Source organism: Anabaena cylindrica UHCC 0172 (assembly GCF_034931625.1).
In the GTDB taxonomy this organism is placed as follows: Bacteria; Cyanobacteriota; Cyanobacteriia; order Cyanobacteriales; family Nostocaceae; genus Anabaena; species Anabaena cylindrica_A.
On sequence record NZ_JAYGGY010000008.1, the window covers coordinates 54,928 to 72,499 of the forward strand.

General features: G+C 36.7%; 16 protein-coding genes. 9 read left to right on the forward strand and 7 right to left on the reverse strand.

The genetic code is table 11. The features are described 5' to 3' along the window. The first annotated feature begins 165 nt into the window (after nucleotides 1-165). Nucleotides 166-1,074 carry a peptidoglycan-binding domain-containing protein gene (locus VB713_RS03995; protein WP_323310287.1) on the forward strand — a complete coding sequence of 303 codons (909 nt, stop codon included), beginning with the start codon at nucleotides 166-168 and terminating at the stop codon, nucleotides 1,072-1,074. 189 nt (nucleotides 1,075-1,263) lie between these two features. On the opposite strand, the gene VB713_RS04000 is transcribed toward VB713_RS03995, so the two are convergent. Beyond that, on the reverse strand, nucleotides 1,264-1,947 hold the full coding sequence (locus tag VB713_RS04000) for a tetratricopeptide repeat protein (protein WP_323310288.1): 684 nt from the start codon (nucleotides 1,945-1,947) through the stop codon (nucleotides 1,264-1,266). 373 nt (nucleotides 1,948-2,320) lie between these two features. Here VB713_RS04000 and VB713_RS04005 point away from each other — a divergent pair, with 373 nt between their 5' ends. Further along, nucleotides 2,321-2,647 carry a YbjQ family protein gene (locus VB713_RS04005; protein ID WP_015213825.1) on the forward strand — a complete coding sequence of 109 codons (327 nt, stop codon included), beginning with the start codon at nucleotides 2,321-2,323 and terminating at the stop codon, nucleotides 2,645-2,647. Between the two features lie 176 nt (nucleotides 2,648-2,823). On the opposite strand, the gene VB713_RS04010 is transcribed toward VB713_RS04005, so the two are convergent. The 6 genes from VB713_RS04010 to sufR all read right to left on the reverse strand — a co-directional run bounded on the left by VB713_RS04010 (nucleotide 2,824) and on the right by sufR (nucleotide 9,441). Continuing rightward, nucleotides 2,824-3,084 (reverse strand): hypothetical protein, encoded by a 261-nt coding sequence (locus VB713_RS04010; RefSeq protein ID WP_323310289.1) that lies wholly within the window; start codon nucleotides 3,082-3,084, stop codon nucleotides 2,824-2,826. A gap of 420 nt (nucleotides 3,085-3,504) precedes the next feature. Further along, the gene (locus VB713_RS04015; RefSeq protein ID WP_323310290.1) at nucleotides 3,505-4,152 is read right to left on the reverse strand and encodes a Uma2 family endonuclease; all 648 of its coding nucleotides are present in this window, start codon (nucleotides 4,150-4,152) and stop codon (nucleotides 3,505-3,507) included. 115 nt (nucleotides 4,153-4,267) lie between these two features. After that, on the reverse strand, nucleotides 4,268-7,330 hold the full coding sequence (locus VB713_RS04020) for a CHAT domain-containing protein (RefSeq protein ID WP_323310291.1): 3,063 nt from the start codon (nucleotides 7,328-7,330) through the stop codon (nucleotides 4,268-4,270). Between the two features lie 49 nt (nucleotides 7,331-7,379). After that, the gene (locus VB713_RS04025; RefSeq protein ID WP_323310292.1) at nucleotides 7,380-7,847 is read right to left on the reverse strand and encodes a hypothetical protein; all 468 of its coding nucleotides are present in this window, start codon (nucleotides 7,845-7,847) and stop codon (nucleotides 7,380-7,382) included. A gap of 49 nt (nucleotides 7,848-7,896) precedes the next feature. Beyond that, on the reverse strand, nucleotides 7,897-8,592 hold the full coding sequence (locus tag VB713_RS04030; RefSeq protein ID WP_323310293.1) for a hypothetical protein: 696 nt from the start codon (nucleotides 8,590-8,592) through the stop codon (nucleotides 7,897-7,899). Between the two features lie 174 nt (nucleotides 8,593-8,766). Further along, nucleotides 8,767-9,441: an iron-sulfur cluster biosynthesis transcriptional regulator SufR gene (gene sufR, locus VB713_RS04035; RefSeq protein ID WP_323310294.1), complete on the reverse strand. Its 675-nt coding sequence runs from the start codon at nucleotides 9,439-9,441 to the stop codon at nucleotides 8,767-8,769. Nucleotides 9,442-9,689: 248 nt separating this feature from the next. On the opposite strand from sufR, the gene sufB reads away from it, so the two are divergent. The 7 genes from sufB to VB713_RS04070 all read left to right on the forward strand — a co-directional run bounded on the left by sufB (nucleotide 9,690) and on the right by VB713_RS04070 (nucleotide 17,482). Next, the gene (sufB, locus tag VB713_RS04040; RefSeq protein WP_323310295.1) at nucleotides 9,690-11,129 is read left to right on the forward strand and encodes a Fe-S cluster assembly protein SufB; all 1,440 of its coding nucleotides are present in this window, start codon (nucleotides 9,690-9,692) and stop codon (nucleotides 11,127-11,129) included. An 87-nt stretch (nucleotides 11,130-11,216) separates the two neighbouring features. After that, nucleotides 11,217-12,002, forward strand: a complete 786-nt coding sequence (gene sufC / locus VB713_RS04045; protein WP_323310316.1) for a Fe-S cluster assembly ATPase SufC — start codon at nucleotides 11,217-11,219, stop codon at nucleotides 12,000-12,002. Further along, nucleotides 12,002-13,345, forward strand: a complete 1,344-nt coding sequence (sufD, locus tag VB713_RS04050; protein WP_323310296.1) for a Fe-S cluster assembly protein SufD — start codon at nucleotides 12,002-12,004, stop codon at nucleotides 13,343-13,345. The genes sufC and sufD overlap by 1 nt, the downstream gene beginning before the upstream one ends. A gap of 155 nt (nucleotides 13,346-13,500) precedes the next feature. Next, a complete protein-coding gene (locus VB713_RS04055) occupies nucleotides 13,501-14,766 on the forward strand; it encodes a cysteine desulfurase (RefSeq protein WP_323310297.1) in 1,266 nt (421 codons plus the stop codon). 213 nt (nucleotides 14,767-14,979) lie between these two features. Next, entirely contained in the window at nucleotides 14,980-15,951 is a 972-nt protein-coding gene (locus VB713_RS04060) for a GTP-binding protein (protein WP_323310298.1), read from the forward strand. Nucleotides 15,952-16,088: 137 nt separating this feature from the next. Further along, on the forward strand, nucleotides 16,089-17,144 hold the full coding sequence (locus VB713_RS04065; protein WP_323310299.1) for a hypothetical protein: 1,056 nt from the start codon (nucleotides 16,089-16,091) through the stop codon (nucleotides 17,142-17,144). 59 nt (nucleotides 17,145-17,203) lie between these two features. After that, nucleotides 17,204-17,482 (forward strand): hypothetical protein, encoded by a 279-nt coding sequence (locus VB713_RS04070; protein ID WP_323310300.1) that lies wholly within the window; start codon nucleotides 17,204-17,206, stop codon nucleotides 17,480-17,482. The last annotated feature ends 90 nt before the right edge of the window (nucleotides 17,483-17,572 follow it).

Sequence of the window (17,572 nt, forward strand, 5' to 3'; positions counted from 1 at the left end):
ATTTTCAGATTTTGCTGTTTTCCATCAATATGAGGAAACAGCATTATTTATGGGGATTTTTTAAATCTTTAAAATAAGTAAAAATTTGCAGCTATTTTCTAGTTCAGCGTATATATTCGGACATGATTAGAATACAGAATTAGCTTAATTACAATTAGGTACAAAATGAAACTACAAGCTTTTTTAGGTACGGATGAAAAATGGGGCTTTGAAGCGATCGCTCTTGACACAGAATTACCACGTCAGATTCAACTACGGTTAATTGATTTGGGTTTACTTGAACACCCAGCCGATGGACAATTTGGCCCTGTTTCTACAGCAGCACTCAAAAAATTTCAAGAGTTAATGAAGATCGGAGAGGCTGAATTTTTAGGAGCAATCACAGCCAAAGAACTGATTGAGACAAAAAGAGAGGAGATACCCCAACCAGCCCTAAAACTTGGGAACGATATTGCCAGTAGAATTATTAAATATATGCAGGCAAAACAATATGAAGTATTCACAAATCCTAAAGAATATAACATCGTTTATATAGAAGGAATCGATGGAGATTGGACTCTTAATAATGATGTCCCCAATCAATTTAATGACCAACGGATTGTCATTGAAGTAGTTGATGGTGTTCCCAAAATTGTCAACAACTGGCAAGCCACTACTGAACCAGGAAAGTACTATACTTATAATCCCATGAACCCCAAAGGAGCAGCTAGGATTCAGTTTGGGCAATACAAAGCTTGGGCTGTAGGACTGCACGGCACGGCACAGCCCCATGAAGCATTGAGACAAGTTGGAAATATCACTGTTTGTAGAGATTTCAACAAAGACTTTAAACGGACTGGTGATAAACTGGACACAAATAATAATTTTTATGTCAATCAACACTGGGGCTATGATGCACCTGTCAATGATATCAAAAATGCCAGTGCAGGTTGTCTAGTGGGACGAAGAATAGACGGACATAAAGAGTTTATGGCGATTGTGAAAAAAGACCGCCGTTATGTAGCGAATAATAATTATGTCTTCTATACAACAATTATTCCAGGCAATGATTTACTCAAACAATTTCCTGGATAAAGAGCAAGTTTAAACTAGTACAACACAGCGTAAATAAACCAACCATTCCAAATTTCTGAAAAACGTATGCTGTATTCGTTTTGACTTTTAACTTCCGCCTTGCGGTACTAGTGGGTAATGAGTAGAATTCATTACCCGTTGCTTTTGATCTTGATATTTTTCATTCCCAATCTCAAAGCCACAATTGGGTTATCCACCAATTGCTCGTAATACGGATTCTACCCGATTCATGCCTTCTGGGTCATTGCTACTGCGATATAAGCTCAGAGCTTTTCTTAATACGTTACTGGCTTGTTGGGTTTGTCGTCGTTGTTGAAACATCGAACCCATTAACTCATAGGTGCGAGCATTGTTTTTATTCAGTTCAATGGCTTGTTCAAAAGCCCATGTAGCTGATTCATAGTCTTTGAGCGCAGTTTGGGTGACACCTAAACCTAGATAGGCATTAAGATTACCCCGGTTTAACTGGATAGCACGACGATAGGCTTCCTTCGCTCCAGGGGTGTCTCCTAAGTTACCTTTGATATAACCTACAGCGTAATAAAAATCACTATTATTGGAGTCGATGGCGATCGCACGACGGTAAGCAGCTAAGGCTAATGGGAAATTTCCTTGTTGAGCATATAAGTAGCCAATCCCAGAATGAATTTTGGCATTTCTGTTATCCATAGTTGCAGCTTGCTGATAAACTGCGATCGCTCGATTATAATCCCCCGCATCTACTAGTCTCCGGCCTTCCTCTAGCAGTTCCTTTAACCTGGCATTACTAGCTTGTGCTACTAATACTTCCGCACCCTCAGCCACCAAAGGAGTGCTGGTAACGAAGCTTCCTAATAATAGAACAGTAACTAAAAATGATGTTTGTTTGTACACAGTAAATTTCCTGAAAATTTAATTAAGTTTTTGTTTGTACATTAAAACAAAAATCTTTAAATTTGAAAACTGTATTTATTCACATTTACAAAATATTCAATCATTGATAAGTAAGTCAGCACAATGAAACATAACCATGTGAAAAAATTAACTCGGTTTAAACCCTCTTCTCCTCTGTCTCCAGCATAGTTGTCTCTTATCTAATCCTCATAAAAAATATTCACATCCGCCTACGTTACATTTAGAATTGTAGAAGCATCACAAAACTAAGATGGCGAGAACATCCAAAAAGTTCCGACAATTCTTGCAATTGGCATCATAAAAATGCAAAAATAGAATATATCAAGTTAATTGCTATTAATAAGGGAAACCTATGCTTTTAAGTACTACTGATGTAATTCAAGGCGCTGTAATTGATTCCTATTTGGGTATTGTGACAGCAGAAATCGTCTATGGTAGCAATTTTCTACGAGATTTTTTAGCTGGTATTCGTGATATCGTCGGTGGACGCACTGGTAGCTACGAACGTTTATTTGAACAAGGACAACGCAAAGCACTAGAAGAACTAGAACAAAGAGCGCAACGTTTAGGCGCAGATGCTGTTATCGGCATTGAAATTGATACAGGCACAATCAATGTAGATCAATCTGGAGTTTTATTACTAATTACTGCCACAGGGACTGCTGTAAAAATTCGTTGATAATAGACATTTCTAGAAAAGAATGTGGAAATGTTGCATAGAACTTTTACACAAGGCTTCTAGAAAACGCACATTTAATTTTCACGCTTTTTTCATAATCAGGAATAATCCAAAATTCCCAACTCCGTATACTCAGGAATTTTATTCTGGCAGTTTACGAAATTATGAATTATTTACTACCACTTCAAAAACGCCTCCTCAATCCCTTCTTCTCTCCTAATTTTGGCATCTTTTTCAAACCAAGCAATTACTTGTGACGTTGTTAAATCTTCAATTGCAACTTCAGATTCCTTCGCAATGTGCTGTAAGATTCGCAAAGAAGAAATTGTCAATCGAGTTAAAAACTTTTCTGGAGAAGATAACAAAGCCGCATCTACATTTGCTGACTCTTCCAGAGTTAAAAATTGTGTTGATGATTGATTAGGTGAAATATCCATAAGATTTAAAGTTCTGTTGAATTGAGAAATTGTGTTTCTACTATTAAATCATATTCTAGTTCTTCTATACTAAAAACGGGTTAAAAGTGTCATTCTGAACGGAGTGAAGAATCTCCGAGATACTTCGCTGCACTACGTTACGCTCAGTATGACATAAGTCCCAATTTCACCCGTTGGCAGTATAAACACATTTCAATTACTGCTTTTTGGTTTCTTGCTTCTTTCCCAAGCTTTTGATGCTCGTGGTGGTGATGATGGTTTTTCTATAATTTCAATTTCAATAATAGTGCTAATCACTTGATGAATTTTATCATCTTTGAGTCTTCCAATATACCGATTTACGTTACTTTTATCAACCGTCGCAATAATATTAGGTGGTTTAATCGCAAGTAGTTAAATATCCTCTATTTCTTAATTTAATCAGGAAGTTTGTGTTTTTAACCAACTCCGAAAATTCTTAATCATTGACACCTCACCCACTTGTAAACTAGAAGCTAAAAACTGAGGAACTTCTGTATTTAAAGGTAAATTTGCAAAGGTTGGTGAACCATTGCCAGGAATATATTTATCCTCAGATAAACTATAAATTTGCATGACAGGTTCATCATAACGCCAAACTTCAGGAACACCTAAAGCTAAATAAATCGGTAATTTATCAATAGAAGAACTAGCATAATCAACTTCTATCACTAAATCAGGTGGAGGATCTTGAGTTAAATCTAAACTGGTTTTATTTCTCATGATTGGTTCATTTTGAATATAGAAACTAGAATCAGGTTCTACACCTCTAGCTAAATCTTCTCTTTTGCAAGTTAATGAACCAGTGCTTTTGACATTGAGATTTAACTCTTCAACTAAAACAATAATTAGATTTTGTAACAAACGGTTATTATGTTCATGGGGCATTAATGGAGTCATAATTTCTAAGATTCCCTGATTATAAGTAAACCTATTATGGCGATCATCTCCTGTTTCTAATAAAATTCGTTCAAAAGTATTCCAAGAAATATTATGGAGGATAACGCTATTGGTGTGAGTGTCGCTGTGAGTAGGTGCTAGAGTTACCATAAATTCACCTCGCAGTTTTAGTTATTCTATTATATCACTATAATCAATTTCCATTAGAGGAAATGATTGATCAAGCGGAGTTGATAACAAAAGTTTGTCAATTTTTAACTTGATATTATTGTAATCCCTGAGCAATAAAAGCCGACCAATAGCGGGGATGTGCAAAGGGAAATTCTGCTGTTGATTTTTGGATGTGATTAATTGTATTTAGTATTTTTAGGGATTTTTTATGTTGGAAATCGCACTCTAAATATTCTTTTGAATCTTGTGGATATTGTTTTTTCTGATTTCTAGCTTGTTGACGCTGGTTTTCTGCTGCTTGGGATATTTCTTCTAAGTCTGCTTTTCTTAATTCTTTGCATATTTCTTCTAAATCTGCTTTTTTTAATTCTCGTAATTTAATTTGTGCTTCTTTTAGTGCTTCTGGACGATTTTTATATTCTTGTCTTTGTTGATAGTAAAAGATAGACAATAACGCAGTTGCTAAATCATCAACCTGCCATAAGGAACTAATTACACTTATCGTACCAGCACATAAAAAACCTGTAGAAAGTGTGAGTAAATTATCAGTTATGTCTGGTTTATCTAAATTGGTTTCACAACAAGAAAGAAACACATCTATAAGATCAGGTAAACGCCAACCAGGAGACATTAATTGACCTAAAGTAATACTACCATCACCTAATTTTAACTGAGATTCTAAAGGATTATATAAACAAGATTCAGCATGGTGACAACTGTGAAGAATTTGCACCTGTTCAGCTAATTTTCGGTAATTTTGAACTGTAGCTTGACTACTACCTATTAATCTTTTATCTGCTGGAATATTAAACATTTTAGCAATTTGTTCATCTTCCCATCTGGAAAAAGGTAGAGGGTCATTATCTACGGTGTCTGCCACTATACCATATTGTAAATCTTGAATATCTAAATTTAGGCGTTTCTTATTTTTGTTTTGATGACAAAAATCTAAAATTTGACAACTGGGAGTATAACGAATTAAAAATCTATCTACCAAATATTCTTGATATTCTCCTGTAGGTAAAGCAGCAAAAGGTATTTGATGTAATAACAAATGAGGTTCTATAATTAATTCTTCTATGTCTTGAAGATATTGATAGATTATTTTTGATAATTGTAATCTCTCAGCAAGTTCATAGAGAAAATGTTCCATGTCATTTTCCCATTTTTCAGGATGATGGATATAGTTTGATAACCAATTTTGTGAAATCCAGTTTTGTAATCTTTCTAAACCTTCACCTATACAGGTATGGAGATAAATTGAATTTTGGGTAATAATAAAAATATGAGTGTCAGAGTTGGTGGTGTAGAAACTGAGAATAGCAGTTTTAGGATGATCAATTAATTGCTGAATTTCTGACAAACTCAGAGGTTTAACTTGAATTTCACCCGCTAAAATGGGATCTTCTTTTCTAAGTTGTTCCCAAATTTCTTGTTTTGCAGTTTCTAATGATGCGATTTTTTCATTATTGTCTGCTTTCCAAATAGCACGGGTTTCACTGCGGTTATTTTCTGATTTATCATTTTGGCGTTCTATATCAATTTGTTGTTGTAATTCTTCGTATTTTTGTAATAATTCTTGGACTGTTGGCGGTATATTTTCACTTTGGGATAAGTGAGAACTTGCCATTAAGTCTACTAGAAGTTTGGAACGAGAGCGTTCACAATATTCAAAGGCTTTATCTATTTGTTGAGTATTGATGTATGCTTGTATAATGTTTTGGTAAATATCTATTGAGTCTTCTAAAATCTCTTGACGACGTGATTCTGATTTTATCCAACTACGGCTAGTTTCTAAGGCTTCAATAGCCGTAGCATACCCGAAAATAGCTTGCTGCCACATTTTATTATTAAAAGCTATTTTACCTAAATTTTTTCCAGATTTTAAGGAAAATCTAGGTATAATAATAGGGTTAAAATCTTTAAGTGATGCTTGTAAATAAGTAATTGATTTCTCAATTTCCCCTTGATAATTATATGCAATTCCTAGCAGATATTGTAAATCAGCCCAATTTTTAGGAAAATCTGTGTGAGTGTAAACTTTTAAGGCAAGTGTACAAGCATTAATAGCTGATTCCTGATTTTTTGATAAATTATTTATATCCCTAATTAAATATGAATTAGCTAAATTATGTTGAACATTAGCCCATTGTTCGGGAAAATCTTCATATTTATATATTTTAAGTGCTAATTTTAGTTTGATTATTGATTGTTGGATATTATCAGATATATTACCATCTGTTAATGTTAGATAAGCAAGTCCAAGATTATTATGTAATCTAGCCCATCTCTCAGGAAATTTATGATAGGTATAAACTTCTAAAGCAGCTTTATATGATGCAATTGCTTCTTGATATAAACGACTTTCACTATAAGCTAATCCCAAATTAATTTGAACATCTGCCCAATCTGATAGACCAATATCACGTGCATGAACTTTCAAAGCAGATGTGCAATGTAAAATTGATTTATCTATATTATCTTGTCTGTCTCCTTTAATTCTATAAATATATGTAGCTCCTAAATTAGATTGAGCATCTGCCCAATTTTGTGGGAAATCTTTTAAAGTATAAACTTCCAAAGAATTTGTATAAAAATGAATAGCTTGTTCCAAATTTTCTGACAGATTACCTTCAATCCTGTTTAAATAAACCGACCCTAAATTTGCTTGAATTTGCGCCCATTGTTCTGGATATTCTTCTTTGTTTCTAACTGTTAGAGCATCCCTGAAAGCTACAATTGCTATCTCTAAATTATCTGATTTCATTCCTTTAATTCTATCAATATATGCAACACCTAAATTATTCTGTAAACTAGCCCATTCTTTTAAGAAATACTGTTGTTTTGAAATAAAAGCAGCAATTTTATAACCTGTAATAGCAATTTCAATATTATTAGATATATTACCTAACGGAAAATGCTGAATTAGAATACTAAAAGAGTTAAGAGTTACGGCTATAACTCGTGATTCTATGGGTGTTGATCTAGATAATTTATTCATAACCCAATTATAAAATTCTTGAGGTAGAAAATCATCATCTAAAATTTGTAGATTTTCTTGCAAAATATTTCTCGTTAATTGCAAGTTATGGTTACTATCCTCAAATTTCTGTAAAATCTGTAAAAGAGTAGCTAAATTTTTATTATATTTATTCATTTAATTCAACCTGTAAGCGTGCGATAATGTCAGTTAAAAACATTTTAAATTACCCTAAAATCTCCGTTAACTTCTCCATCAAATCTTCCGCTAACTCCAACAACTCAACCTCATTAATAGAACTATTAGCAGAAGCACGACTACTTCCAGAAATCACAATATCACCAACTAAAAAATCCTTAGCTGCAAAAATCCGATCTTTCTCCGTTAATTGACTCAAACAATATTCCAAACCACCAATAATTTCATCCATAGATTTATCCTGTAAACGTTTTCTTACCTCCACCGCAACCACATCATCACTTTCTAAAAAAGTAGTAAGTTTCTCAATATAACCAGGTTCATTGTCATCATCTCCCCAAGTTTCCAACCAATCACCATCTATATCTTCAAAATATAAATCAGCCGCTTCTAACCCATATTTTCTGATATCATCTTCTAATTGACGGGCTGCTTCTAAATGCTGTAAAAACTGTTCTAGTCTTTTTTGACGTTCAGTAATTTCTTGGTTAATCATAATTACCTCTGTGAGAATTTTTGCTATACATAATCAAACTCACCAAACACTATAAATTTATTTTTTTATAAATACCACTCTTCAGATTATCACTATTATCTAATGCTAAACTAACTATCTGATTGATAAAATCACTTTCACCAGGATTAAAACTTAAAAATAATCCTCTCTCTATTCCCCAAGAAATCAAAGTATCTTCCCAATCATCAGATTTTGTTTGTGTAAATTCTTGAGATTGACTAGTAAGTTGAATACAAAGGGGTTGTTCTTGAATACTACTAACTATTATATCAGTTGCCATAGACAAGTCTACAATATAACGTTGTAAGGCTTGACCACCATTCAGCTTAATGACATTAGCAATCAAATTAATTAATTTTTCATCCTCCTGATTGAACTCACCAGACATTAATTTTTTTCTCCAAATATGAAATTTGGGATCATTGTCACTCAACCATTTAGGAAACAATTCACCATACCAGTATCTTTCGGGAGGTGTCATTGATTCATAAAAATCTTGTCTTTCTTTTTCAGAAATTAAACGTTTTATATCGAGCCTAAGTTCTGCATCTCGAATAAATTGTTGTAAAAACAAAAGAACAAAACGTTTAGATATTAGTGTACCAAGTCTAACATCTTTAATCCAGTTGTTAATCTGGTTTAACCTAATTGCTAAACTGCGATCTATTGTTGATGCTTCCTCAATTAATAATTTTAGTTTTTCCTTAATCTGTTGTGGATGCAAAATATATACCTGGAAAATAATAAAAATTTTTATTTAGTTTATATATTTTGAATGGTTTTGTAAAGTAACAATTTATTTAGTTAACCAGAGTACGTTTTAAGAGTACTTCAACTATTAGCCCGGAAATTGATTTCCGAGTGGTTATAGAAGCATACAAATAACCCCAAACCCCATCTAACTTTTTTGCACCAAATAACCACAACGATGTTCACCGTTATTCAGCCAGTGGGTACGCTCTACAGTACAATCTGGTAAGATTGCTGCAAACATTTCTAATTCATGTCCACAAACACTAGGGAAAGATTCTGCAACGTTAGAAATAGCGCAGGTATGCTCTATAAAAATAAAACTATCCTCGGCTGAGGAACATGAATCAACAGGGTGATATTCAGCCATGAAGCCTTCTGCTTCTCTCAATTCTACCAAATTTGCCATTCGTTCCGCTAAAGACCCATTCCCCACTTTTTTGCGGTATTCGTGAGCTTTGCGTTGCCATTGTTTTTGTAAGATAGTCTTAACTTGTTCATGGCCAACAGTTGCGGCTAAGGTGTCAAGTAGAGAAACAGCAAATTCACCATAACCATCACCAAAGCCTTCCCCTCTAGTTCTTTTTAGGCGTTCTCTTCCTCGTTGACTTAATTTATAGAGGTGTTGCGGCCTGCCCATTCCTGGTTGTTCTGATACCGAATACAAAACTAATTCCTCAGTATCTAAATCCTTTAAATGGCGGCGAATCGCTTGGGGACTGACATCGAAAAAATTTGCTAACTCAACAGCAGTTGCTTGTGAGTGTTTCAAAAGATACTCTAAAATATCCTGTTTTGTGGAGGACTGGTGGGTAGTCGTCATCTTCTCTACGAGACGCTGTTCGCGTTCGTCCCAAAAATTTTTCTGAAAAATTTGACTTTAACAACATTGTTGTTGTTAATCTATCGTAAGATAAAAATAGATTAAACAACACCCCTGTTGTTTTATCCTCTAGATTTATCTTAACAGCCGTGTGAACACTCGGTAACACGAAACGGGAATTGGCTCAAACAGCCCGTCTCCCATCCTTTTTAAAGAGAACCACTTCCGAACACGAGAGACTAATACCGATGAGTGCCACTGTCAAAACCTTAGTCAACCAACCCTACAAGTACGGCTTCGTCACCGATATTGAAGCTGATACTATTCCGCGTGGACTAAACGAAGACGTTATCCGCCTGATTTCCGCTAAAAAGAACGAACCGGAATTTATGCTGGAGTTTCGCCTCCGGGCTTATCGCCAGTGGCTAAAAATGACGGAACCAACTTGGCCAAATGTCAAGTATCCGCCTATTAATTATCAGGATATCATTTATTACTCCGCACCGAAACAAAAGAAAGCAAAACTCAACAGTTTGGATGAAGTTGATCCGACTTTATTGGAAACCTTTGCAAAATTAGGTATTCCTTTAAATGAACAAAAGCGATTAACCAACGTTGCTGTTGATGCGATTTTTGATAGTGTTTCTGTCGCTACTACATATAAAGAGAAACTGGCCAAAGATGGCGTAATTTTCTGTTCTTTTTCTGAAGCACTGCAAGAACATCCAGAACTAATTAAAAAATATTTGGGTAGCGTTGTTCCCATTGCTGATAATTATTTTGCAGCCTTAAATGCTGCTGTCTTTAGTGATGGTTCTTTCGTTTATATTCCTAAGGGGCTAAAATGTCCAATGGAATTGTCTACATATTTCCGCATTAACTCCGGTGATACAGGACAATTTGAAAGAACTTTAATTGTTGCTGAAGAAGGTAGTTATGTTTCCTATTTGGAAGGTTGTACAGCACCAATGTACGACAGCAATCAATTACACGCTGCGGTTGTGGAATTGGTGGCTTTAGATAATGCCGAAATTAAATATTCTACTGTTCAAAACTGGTACGCCGGTGATGAAAATGGTAAAGGTGGAATTTATAATTTTGTCACCAAGCGCGGTTTGTGTCAGGGCGTAAATTCTAAGATTTCTTGGACTCAGGTAGAAACGGGTTCAGCTATTACTTGGAAGTATCCTAGCTGCGTGTTGGTTGGTGATAATTCTGTGGGTGAATTTTATTCGGTGGCGCTGACAAATCATATGCAGCAAGCTGATACCGGAACAAAGATGATTCACGTTGGCAAAAACACCCGTAGTACTATTATTTCTAAAGGAATTTCTGCTGGTAAATCTAGTAATAGTTACCGGGGTTTGGTGAAGATTAATCCGACTGCGAAGGGCGCAAGAAATTATTCCCAATGTGACTCGATGTTAATTGGTGATAATGCTCACGCTAATACTTTTCCTTATATTCAAGTTCAGAATAATAGTGGGAAGGTTGAGCATGAGGCTTCTACTTCTAAGATTGGTGAAGATCAATTGTTCTTTTTTGCTCAACGCGGAATTTCTTCAGAAGATGCTATTTCGATGATGATTAGCGGTTTCTGTAAGGATGTTTTTAATCAGCTACCTATGGAGTTTGCTGTTGAGGCTGATAAATTGTTGAGTCTGAAATTGGAAGGTAGTGTGGGTTGATCTGTTTTCGTTGAGGTTCTTGTTTGAATGAACCGCAAAGGCGCGAAGAGCGCGAAGAAAGAAGAAAGAAGAGAAGAGAGAGAGAACATGATTATTGATAATAGTGATTTGATTTTGTCAGTTAAGGATTTGACTGCTGATGTTGATGGTACGTCGATTCTGAAGGGTGTGAATTTGGAAGTTCGCGCTGGTGAAATTCACGCGATTATGGGACCGAATGGTTCTGGTAAAAGTACTTTTTCTAAGGCTTTGGCGGGACATCCTGCTTATACTGTTACTGGTGGTGAGGTGATTTTTCAAGGGAAAAATCTTTTGGAAATGGAAGCTGAGGAAAGAGCTAGAAGTGGTGTGTTTTTGGCGTTCCAGTATCCTTTGGAAATTCCTGGTGTGAGCAATTTAGATTTTTTACGGGTGGCTTATAATTCCCGTCAGAAAGCGCTAGGTTTGGAAGAGGTTGACGCTTTTGATTTTGATGATTTGATTGAGACAAAATTGGATGTTGTCAAGATGAATTCATCTTTTCTGAATCGTAGTGTGAATGAAGGTTTTTCTGGTGGTGAAAAGAAGCGGAATGAAATTCTGCAAATGGCGTTGCTGGAACCCAAATTGGCGATTTTAGATGAGACTGATTCGGGTTTGGATATTGATGCTTTGAAAATTGTGGCAAATGGGGTAAATCAATTAGCTAGTCCTGAAAATGCCACAATTATGATTACTCACTATCAGCGGCTTCTCGATTATATTGTCCCTGATTTTGTTCACGTTATGGCACAGGGACGGATTATTAGAAGTGGTGGTAAGGAGTTGGCGTTAGAGTTGGAATCTCGTGGTTATGATTGGGTTCTGGAAGAAGCTTTGGGAGTGGGTGTATAATGTCTAGTTCTATTAATGTAGAGACGTTTCATGAAACATCTCTACAACAAAATCTATTAGATAGAGATGCTTTTTTGACTAATTTGTTAAGTCGGGTAACTACCAAAAAACAAGATGGTTGGTTACAAGATTTACGTGACGGTGCTGCTAATTGGGTGCGTCATTCTGTGATTCCCAATACCCGCGAGGAAGAATGGCGGTCTACTGATTTGTCACCTCTGAAACAGGTGGATTTTAATTTAGGAACGTTTCATGAAACGTCTCTACAATCCATGATTGTACCTGAAGTTTCTCAGCGATTGGTATTTGTAAATGGTGTTTATGCACCTAATTTATCTAATACTGAAAATTTACCTGATGGGTTAATAGTTGGTAATTTGGATGTTTTAGGTGATGAAATTGTACAGAAATATTTAGCGCAAGCTGAGGGAGCAAATGAAGTTTTTACTGCTTTAAATACTGCGGCTGTAAATGATGTGGCGGTGGTATGGGTTGGTAAAAATGTGGTGGTTGAAAATCCCATTCATTTGCTATTTATTTCTGTGTCAGGGGAAACAGCGACTATTTCCCAACCTCGTGTTTTAGTGGTGGCGGAATCTGGTTCTCAGGTGAGTTTAATTGAAGAGTATACGAACCGCAGAGACGCAGAGAACGCAGAGAAAGAGGTTTATTTTACTAATGGTGTGACGGAAATTTGGGTAAATGAAAATGCTCAGGTTAGTCACAATAGAATTGTGCGGGAGGGTGCTGCGGCTTTTCATGTTGGAAAAACTGCGGTAACTCAGGCGCGATCTAGTCGTTATACTTGTAATGCTGTGACTGTTGGTGGAAAAATATCACGTCACAATTTGGAGATTTTGCAGACTGGTGAACAAACGGAGACGACGCTGAATGGTTTAACAGTTGTTGCTGATAATCAATTGGGTGATACTCACAGTGCGATCGCTCTCAATCATCCTCATGGTATAACTAAACAGCTACATAAGTGCATTATAGGCGATCGCGCTCATGGTGTATTTAATGGTAAGGTTTTTGTCCCCAAACCCGCACAGTTAACGAATGCAGCACAGCTAAACCGGAATTTGCTGTTGTCTCCTAAATCCAGAATTGACACCAAACCCCAATTGGAAATCACTGCTGATAATGTCAAATGCGCTCATGGTGCTACTGTCAGCCAATTGGAGGATGATCAAATATTCTACCTGCAAAGTCGTGGTATTGATGAAGGTAATGCACGCAAGTTGTTAGTTAATGCTTTCGCTGCGGAAATTATTAATTTCATACCTGTTCCTTCTTTGCGAGATGATTTGCTAAAAACAGTCGTCAGTCTCACAAATAAGTAAGTTAACACTTTGCGTTTTTGCGTTAGTTCGTAGTGAGCAATTTATCGCTCAAACCAAAGATTTTTAGGACTAAAGTCCTAACTACGAACTTTCTAATTTCTATTTAATTTTTTCAGGGCTAAATTCTAGATATTATTCTGAACTACTTCTAAAAAATGATCATCACTTCTACCAAATCTCTAGCTGATAAAGTTCGCTCTGACTTCCCAATTTTACATCAAGAAGTTTATGGCAAACCCCTGGTTTATCTCGATAATGCAGCTACTTCTCAAAAGCCTTTGTTCGTTTTAAATGCTTGGCGGGATTATTACGAACAATATAACTCCAATGTCCATCGTGGCGCTCATACTCTCAGCGGAAAAGCTACTGACGCTTATGAAGGTGCGCGTGATAAAGTGGCTAAGTTTATTAATGCCAAATCACGCCAAGAAATAGTTTACACTCGCAATGCAACAGAAGCTATCAACCTCGTAGCTTATAGTTGGGGAATGAACAATTTACAGTCAGGAGATGAAATTATTCTCTCGGTAATGGAACATCATAGTAATATAGTTCCTTGGCAATTTGTCGCTCAAAAAACTGGCGCAGTATTAAAATTTGTCGAATTAACACCAGAAGAAAGTTTTAATTTAGAACAGTTTAAAAACCTGATTTCTGAAAAAACAAAACTGGTATCTATAGTTCATGTTTCTAATACATTGGGTTGTATTAACCCAGTTAAGGAAATCGCCGAAATTTCTCATAGCTACGGTGCTAAATTTTTAATGGATGCTTGCCAAAGTGTCCCTCATATGCATATTGATGTCCAAGAAATTGACTGTGATTGGTTGGTAGCTTCTGGACATAAAATGTGCGCTCCAACTGGCATTGGTTTTTTGTATGGTAAGTTGGATTTACTAGAAGCAATGCCGCCATTTTTTGGTGGTGGTGAGATGATTGCAGAGGTATATTTAGACCATTCTACCTATGCAGAATTACCCCATAAATTTGAAGCGGGTACACCTGCAATTGGAGAAGCAATTGCTCTCGGTGCAGCGATAGATTATCTAACTAATATTGGTATGGATAAAATCCATGCTTATGAAGCAGAACTAACTGCTTATTTATTCGAGCAATTAGCACAAATACCCCTAATTAGAATCTACGGGTCTAAACCTAATGCTCAAGGAGAAGGTAGAGCCGCATTAGCAGCTTTTACAGCAGAAGGTGTCCACCCAAATGACTTATCTACATTATTAGATCAAGAAGGGATCGCAATTCGTTCTGGACACCATTGTACTCAACCATTACACCGTTATTTAGATTTACCGGGAACTGCACGGGCAAGTTTATATTTTTACAACACCCGTAAAGAAATTGATATTTTCATCAAGGCTTTGAAGGAAACACTGGACTTTTTTGCAAGTGTATTCGATGAGTAAGTATCAGGTGGGTGATTCCCATCTCAGATGAGGGACTTCCAGTTAAAAAAATACTCAAAAGTTTCTTATGGTGCGGGCATCCTTGCCCGCTAATGATAAAAGACGCTTCCCAAAATGTTTTAAAATATTCTTTGACACAATACTGCCATTTTTAACCAAGGTGTGTTAAATAGAGAGTGATTATCAACAAATCATCAAAATTGCTTTGAGAATATGATTGCTTCAGAAACATCGACGACCGTGCCTGTAACTGTTTTAACTGGCTATTTGGGCGCAGGTAAAACTACTCTACTGAATCACATTCTTACTTACGAACACGGCAAAAAAGTTGCTGTTATCGTCAATGAATTTGGGGAAGTAGGCATTGATAATCAACTAGTTATTGATGCAGATGAAGAAATCTTTGAAATGAATAACGGCTGTATTTGTTGTACAGTGCGTGGCGACTTAATTCGCATTATCAACAATTTGATGAAGCGGCGTGATAAATTTGACCATTTAGTAATTGAAACTACTGGATTAGCTGATCCTGCACCTGTAATTCAAACATTCTTTGTTGATGAAGATATGCAGAGTCAACTGTCATTAGATGCAGTAGTTACAGTTGTCGATGCTAAACATATTTGGCAACACTGGGAAGCAGACGAAGCCCAAGAACAAATTGCATTTGCTGATGTGATTTTATTGAATAAAACAGATTTAGTCACACCAGAAAATTTAGAAGAACTAGAAAAGCGGATTCGGTCGATGAATGCGATCGCAAAAATCCACCGCACTCGCAACTCAGAACTAGGAATGGATGCACTTTTGGGCGTACAAGCCTTTAACCTAGACCGCGCTTTAGAAATTGACCCAGATTTCCTAGGTGAAGATGCCCATGTACATGATGAAAGCGTCTATTCTGTAGCTTTAGTAGAAAAAGGCGCAATAGATGGACAAAAATTAAATGATTGGTTGAGTGAATTATTGCGTACCCAAGGAACAGATATCTTCCGCATGAAAGGCATTTTAAACATAGCTGGAGAAGATGATCGTTTTGTCTTCCAAGGAGTACACATGATATTTGATGGTAGACCAGATAGACCTTGGAAAGCCAGCGAAACCCGGAAAAATGAACTTGTATTCATCGGTCGAAATCTAGATGAATCCAAACTAAAACAAGATTTTCTCGCCTGTCTGGTGTAAATCGAGACAGGAGAAAAGAAATAAAATTCAAAATTAGGCGTTGGTGAATAAAAATTGGAAAATCCTAAATCAACAACGCCATTTTCTTTTCCCTGTGTTCTCTGTGTTCTCTGCGGTTAGTAAAATCATATCTAGACATGAACTTCACAACTAGCAAACCTCAACAATTTGCAGCCCATTATTCAGGGAAACTTGCAGATTATGTCACATCCCTAACTTGGTCATCTCAAGGAGAAATACTAGCAGCAACTTCGGCTGCGGGAGAAGTTGTCCTGTGGGAAAATGGCGAATTAAAAACCTTACAAACTGCTACAAATAAATCAGTAGACTGCGTGGCATTTTCCACCGATGGTAAATATTTAGCCATTGGGGGACAAAATGGACAAGTTAAAATTTGGTGCGAAAATAAATTAATTACTACTTTAGAAAATGCTCCGGCTTGGGTTGATAAACTAGCTTGGAGTCATACTAATAACCAACTCGCTTTTAGTTTAGGGCGTTACGTTCAAGTATGGGATGCAGACACAGAAGAAATTGTTGTGACTCTGAATTTTGAAAACTCCTCAGTTTTGGCTATTGATTGGCGTAAAGATGGCCAATATTTAGCAATTAGCGGCTATCAGGGAGTCAAAATTTGGCATACTCAAGATTGGGATGAGGAACCTTATTTTCTTTCCATGACTACCGTTAGTGTAGCAATGGCTTGGTCGCCAGATGGCAAATACTTAGGTTCGGGTAATATGGATCGCAGCGTCACCGTATTGGAATGGGGAAATCCTGACCCTTGGGTAATGCGTGGCTTTCCGGGAAAAATTCGCCAATTAGCTTGGTCAGAAGCCACAACAGCCGTAGGTGCGCCGCTTTTGGCTTCTTCTAGTGTTGAGGGTGTGGTAGTTTGGGAAAAATCAGAAGATGAATCCTTGGGTTGGGAATCGCGGATATTAACCAATCATGTAGATATAATTAATGCGATCGCATTTGCACCCCAAAGTTTTCTTCTCGCTTCTGCCGGTGCTGATGGCTGGTTGTGTTTGTGGAACCAAGCCAAAGAAGTATCACAGATTCTCACAGGTGTCAGCGCCGGTTTTTCCACCCTAGCATGGCATCCCAGTCAGAATGGAGTCTCTCCACCCTTATTAGCCGCAGGTGGGGAACAAGGAGAACTACTAATCTGGTCAACAACTACTGACTAATGAAGAATAATTGGCTATGCTGTATCAGCAGCAGCCAGCCTAGCCTCTGAGGGTGAACTATGAACATAGCTAAATTGATTTTGCTTGCTTGTCATGTATTTCTCGCATCTCTACTGCTGGTAGTTAATCCAGCCTACGCATCTACTAAAATGAAATTTGCACCTGTCTCGCAGATAATTGTTTTTGCATCTGCACAGCCAAATCCCGAATTAATAGCATCAAATTTAACTCCAGCAAACAATCCCATTGTTGATCACATTGGTTGTACTTGTGGTACTTGCATACAAGCTAATTTTCAAATGTTGCAAGGTAAGTTGCCTGCTGCTGGCTTTCAATAAAGTTAGGTGTTATGAAAATTTTCAAGGCACACTATTAATGCTGTGCCTTTACAGCGGTTTCTGATCTTATGAGGTACATCTTAGCCCCCT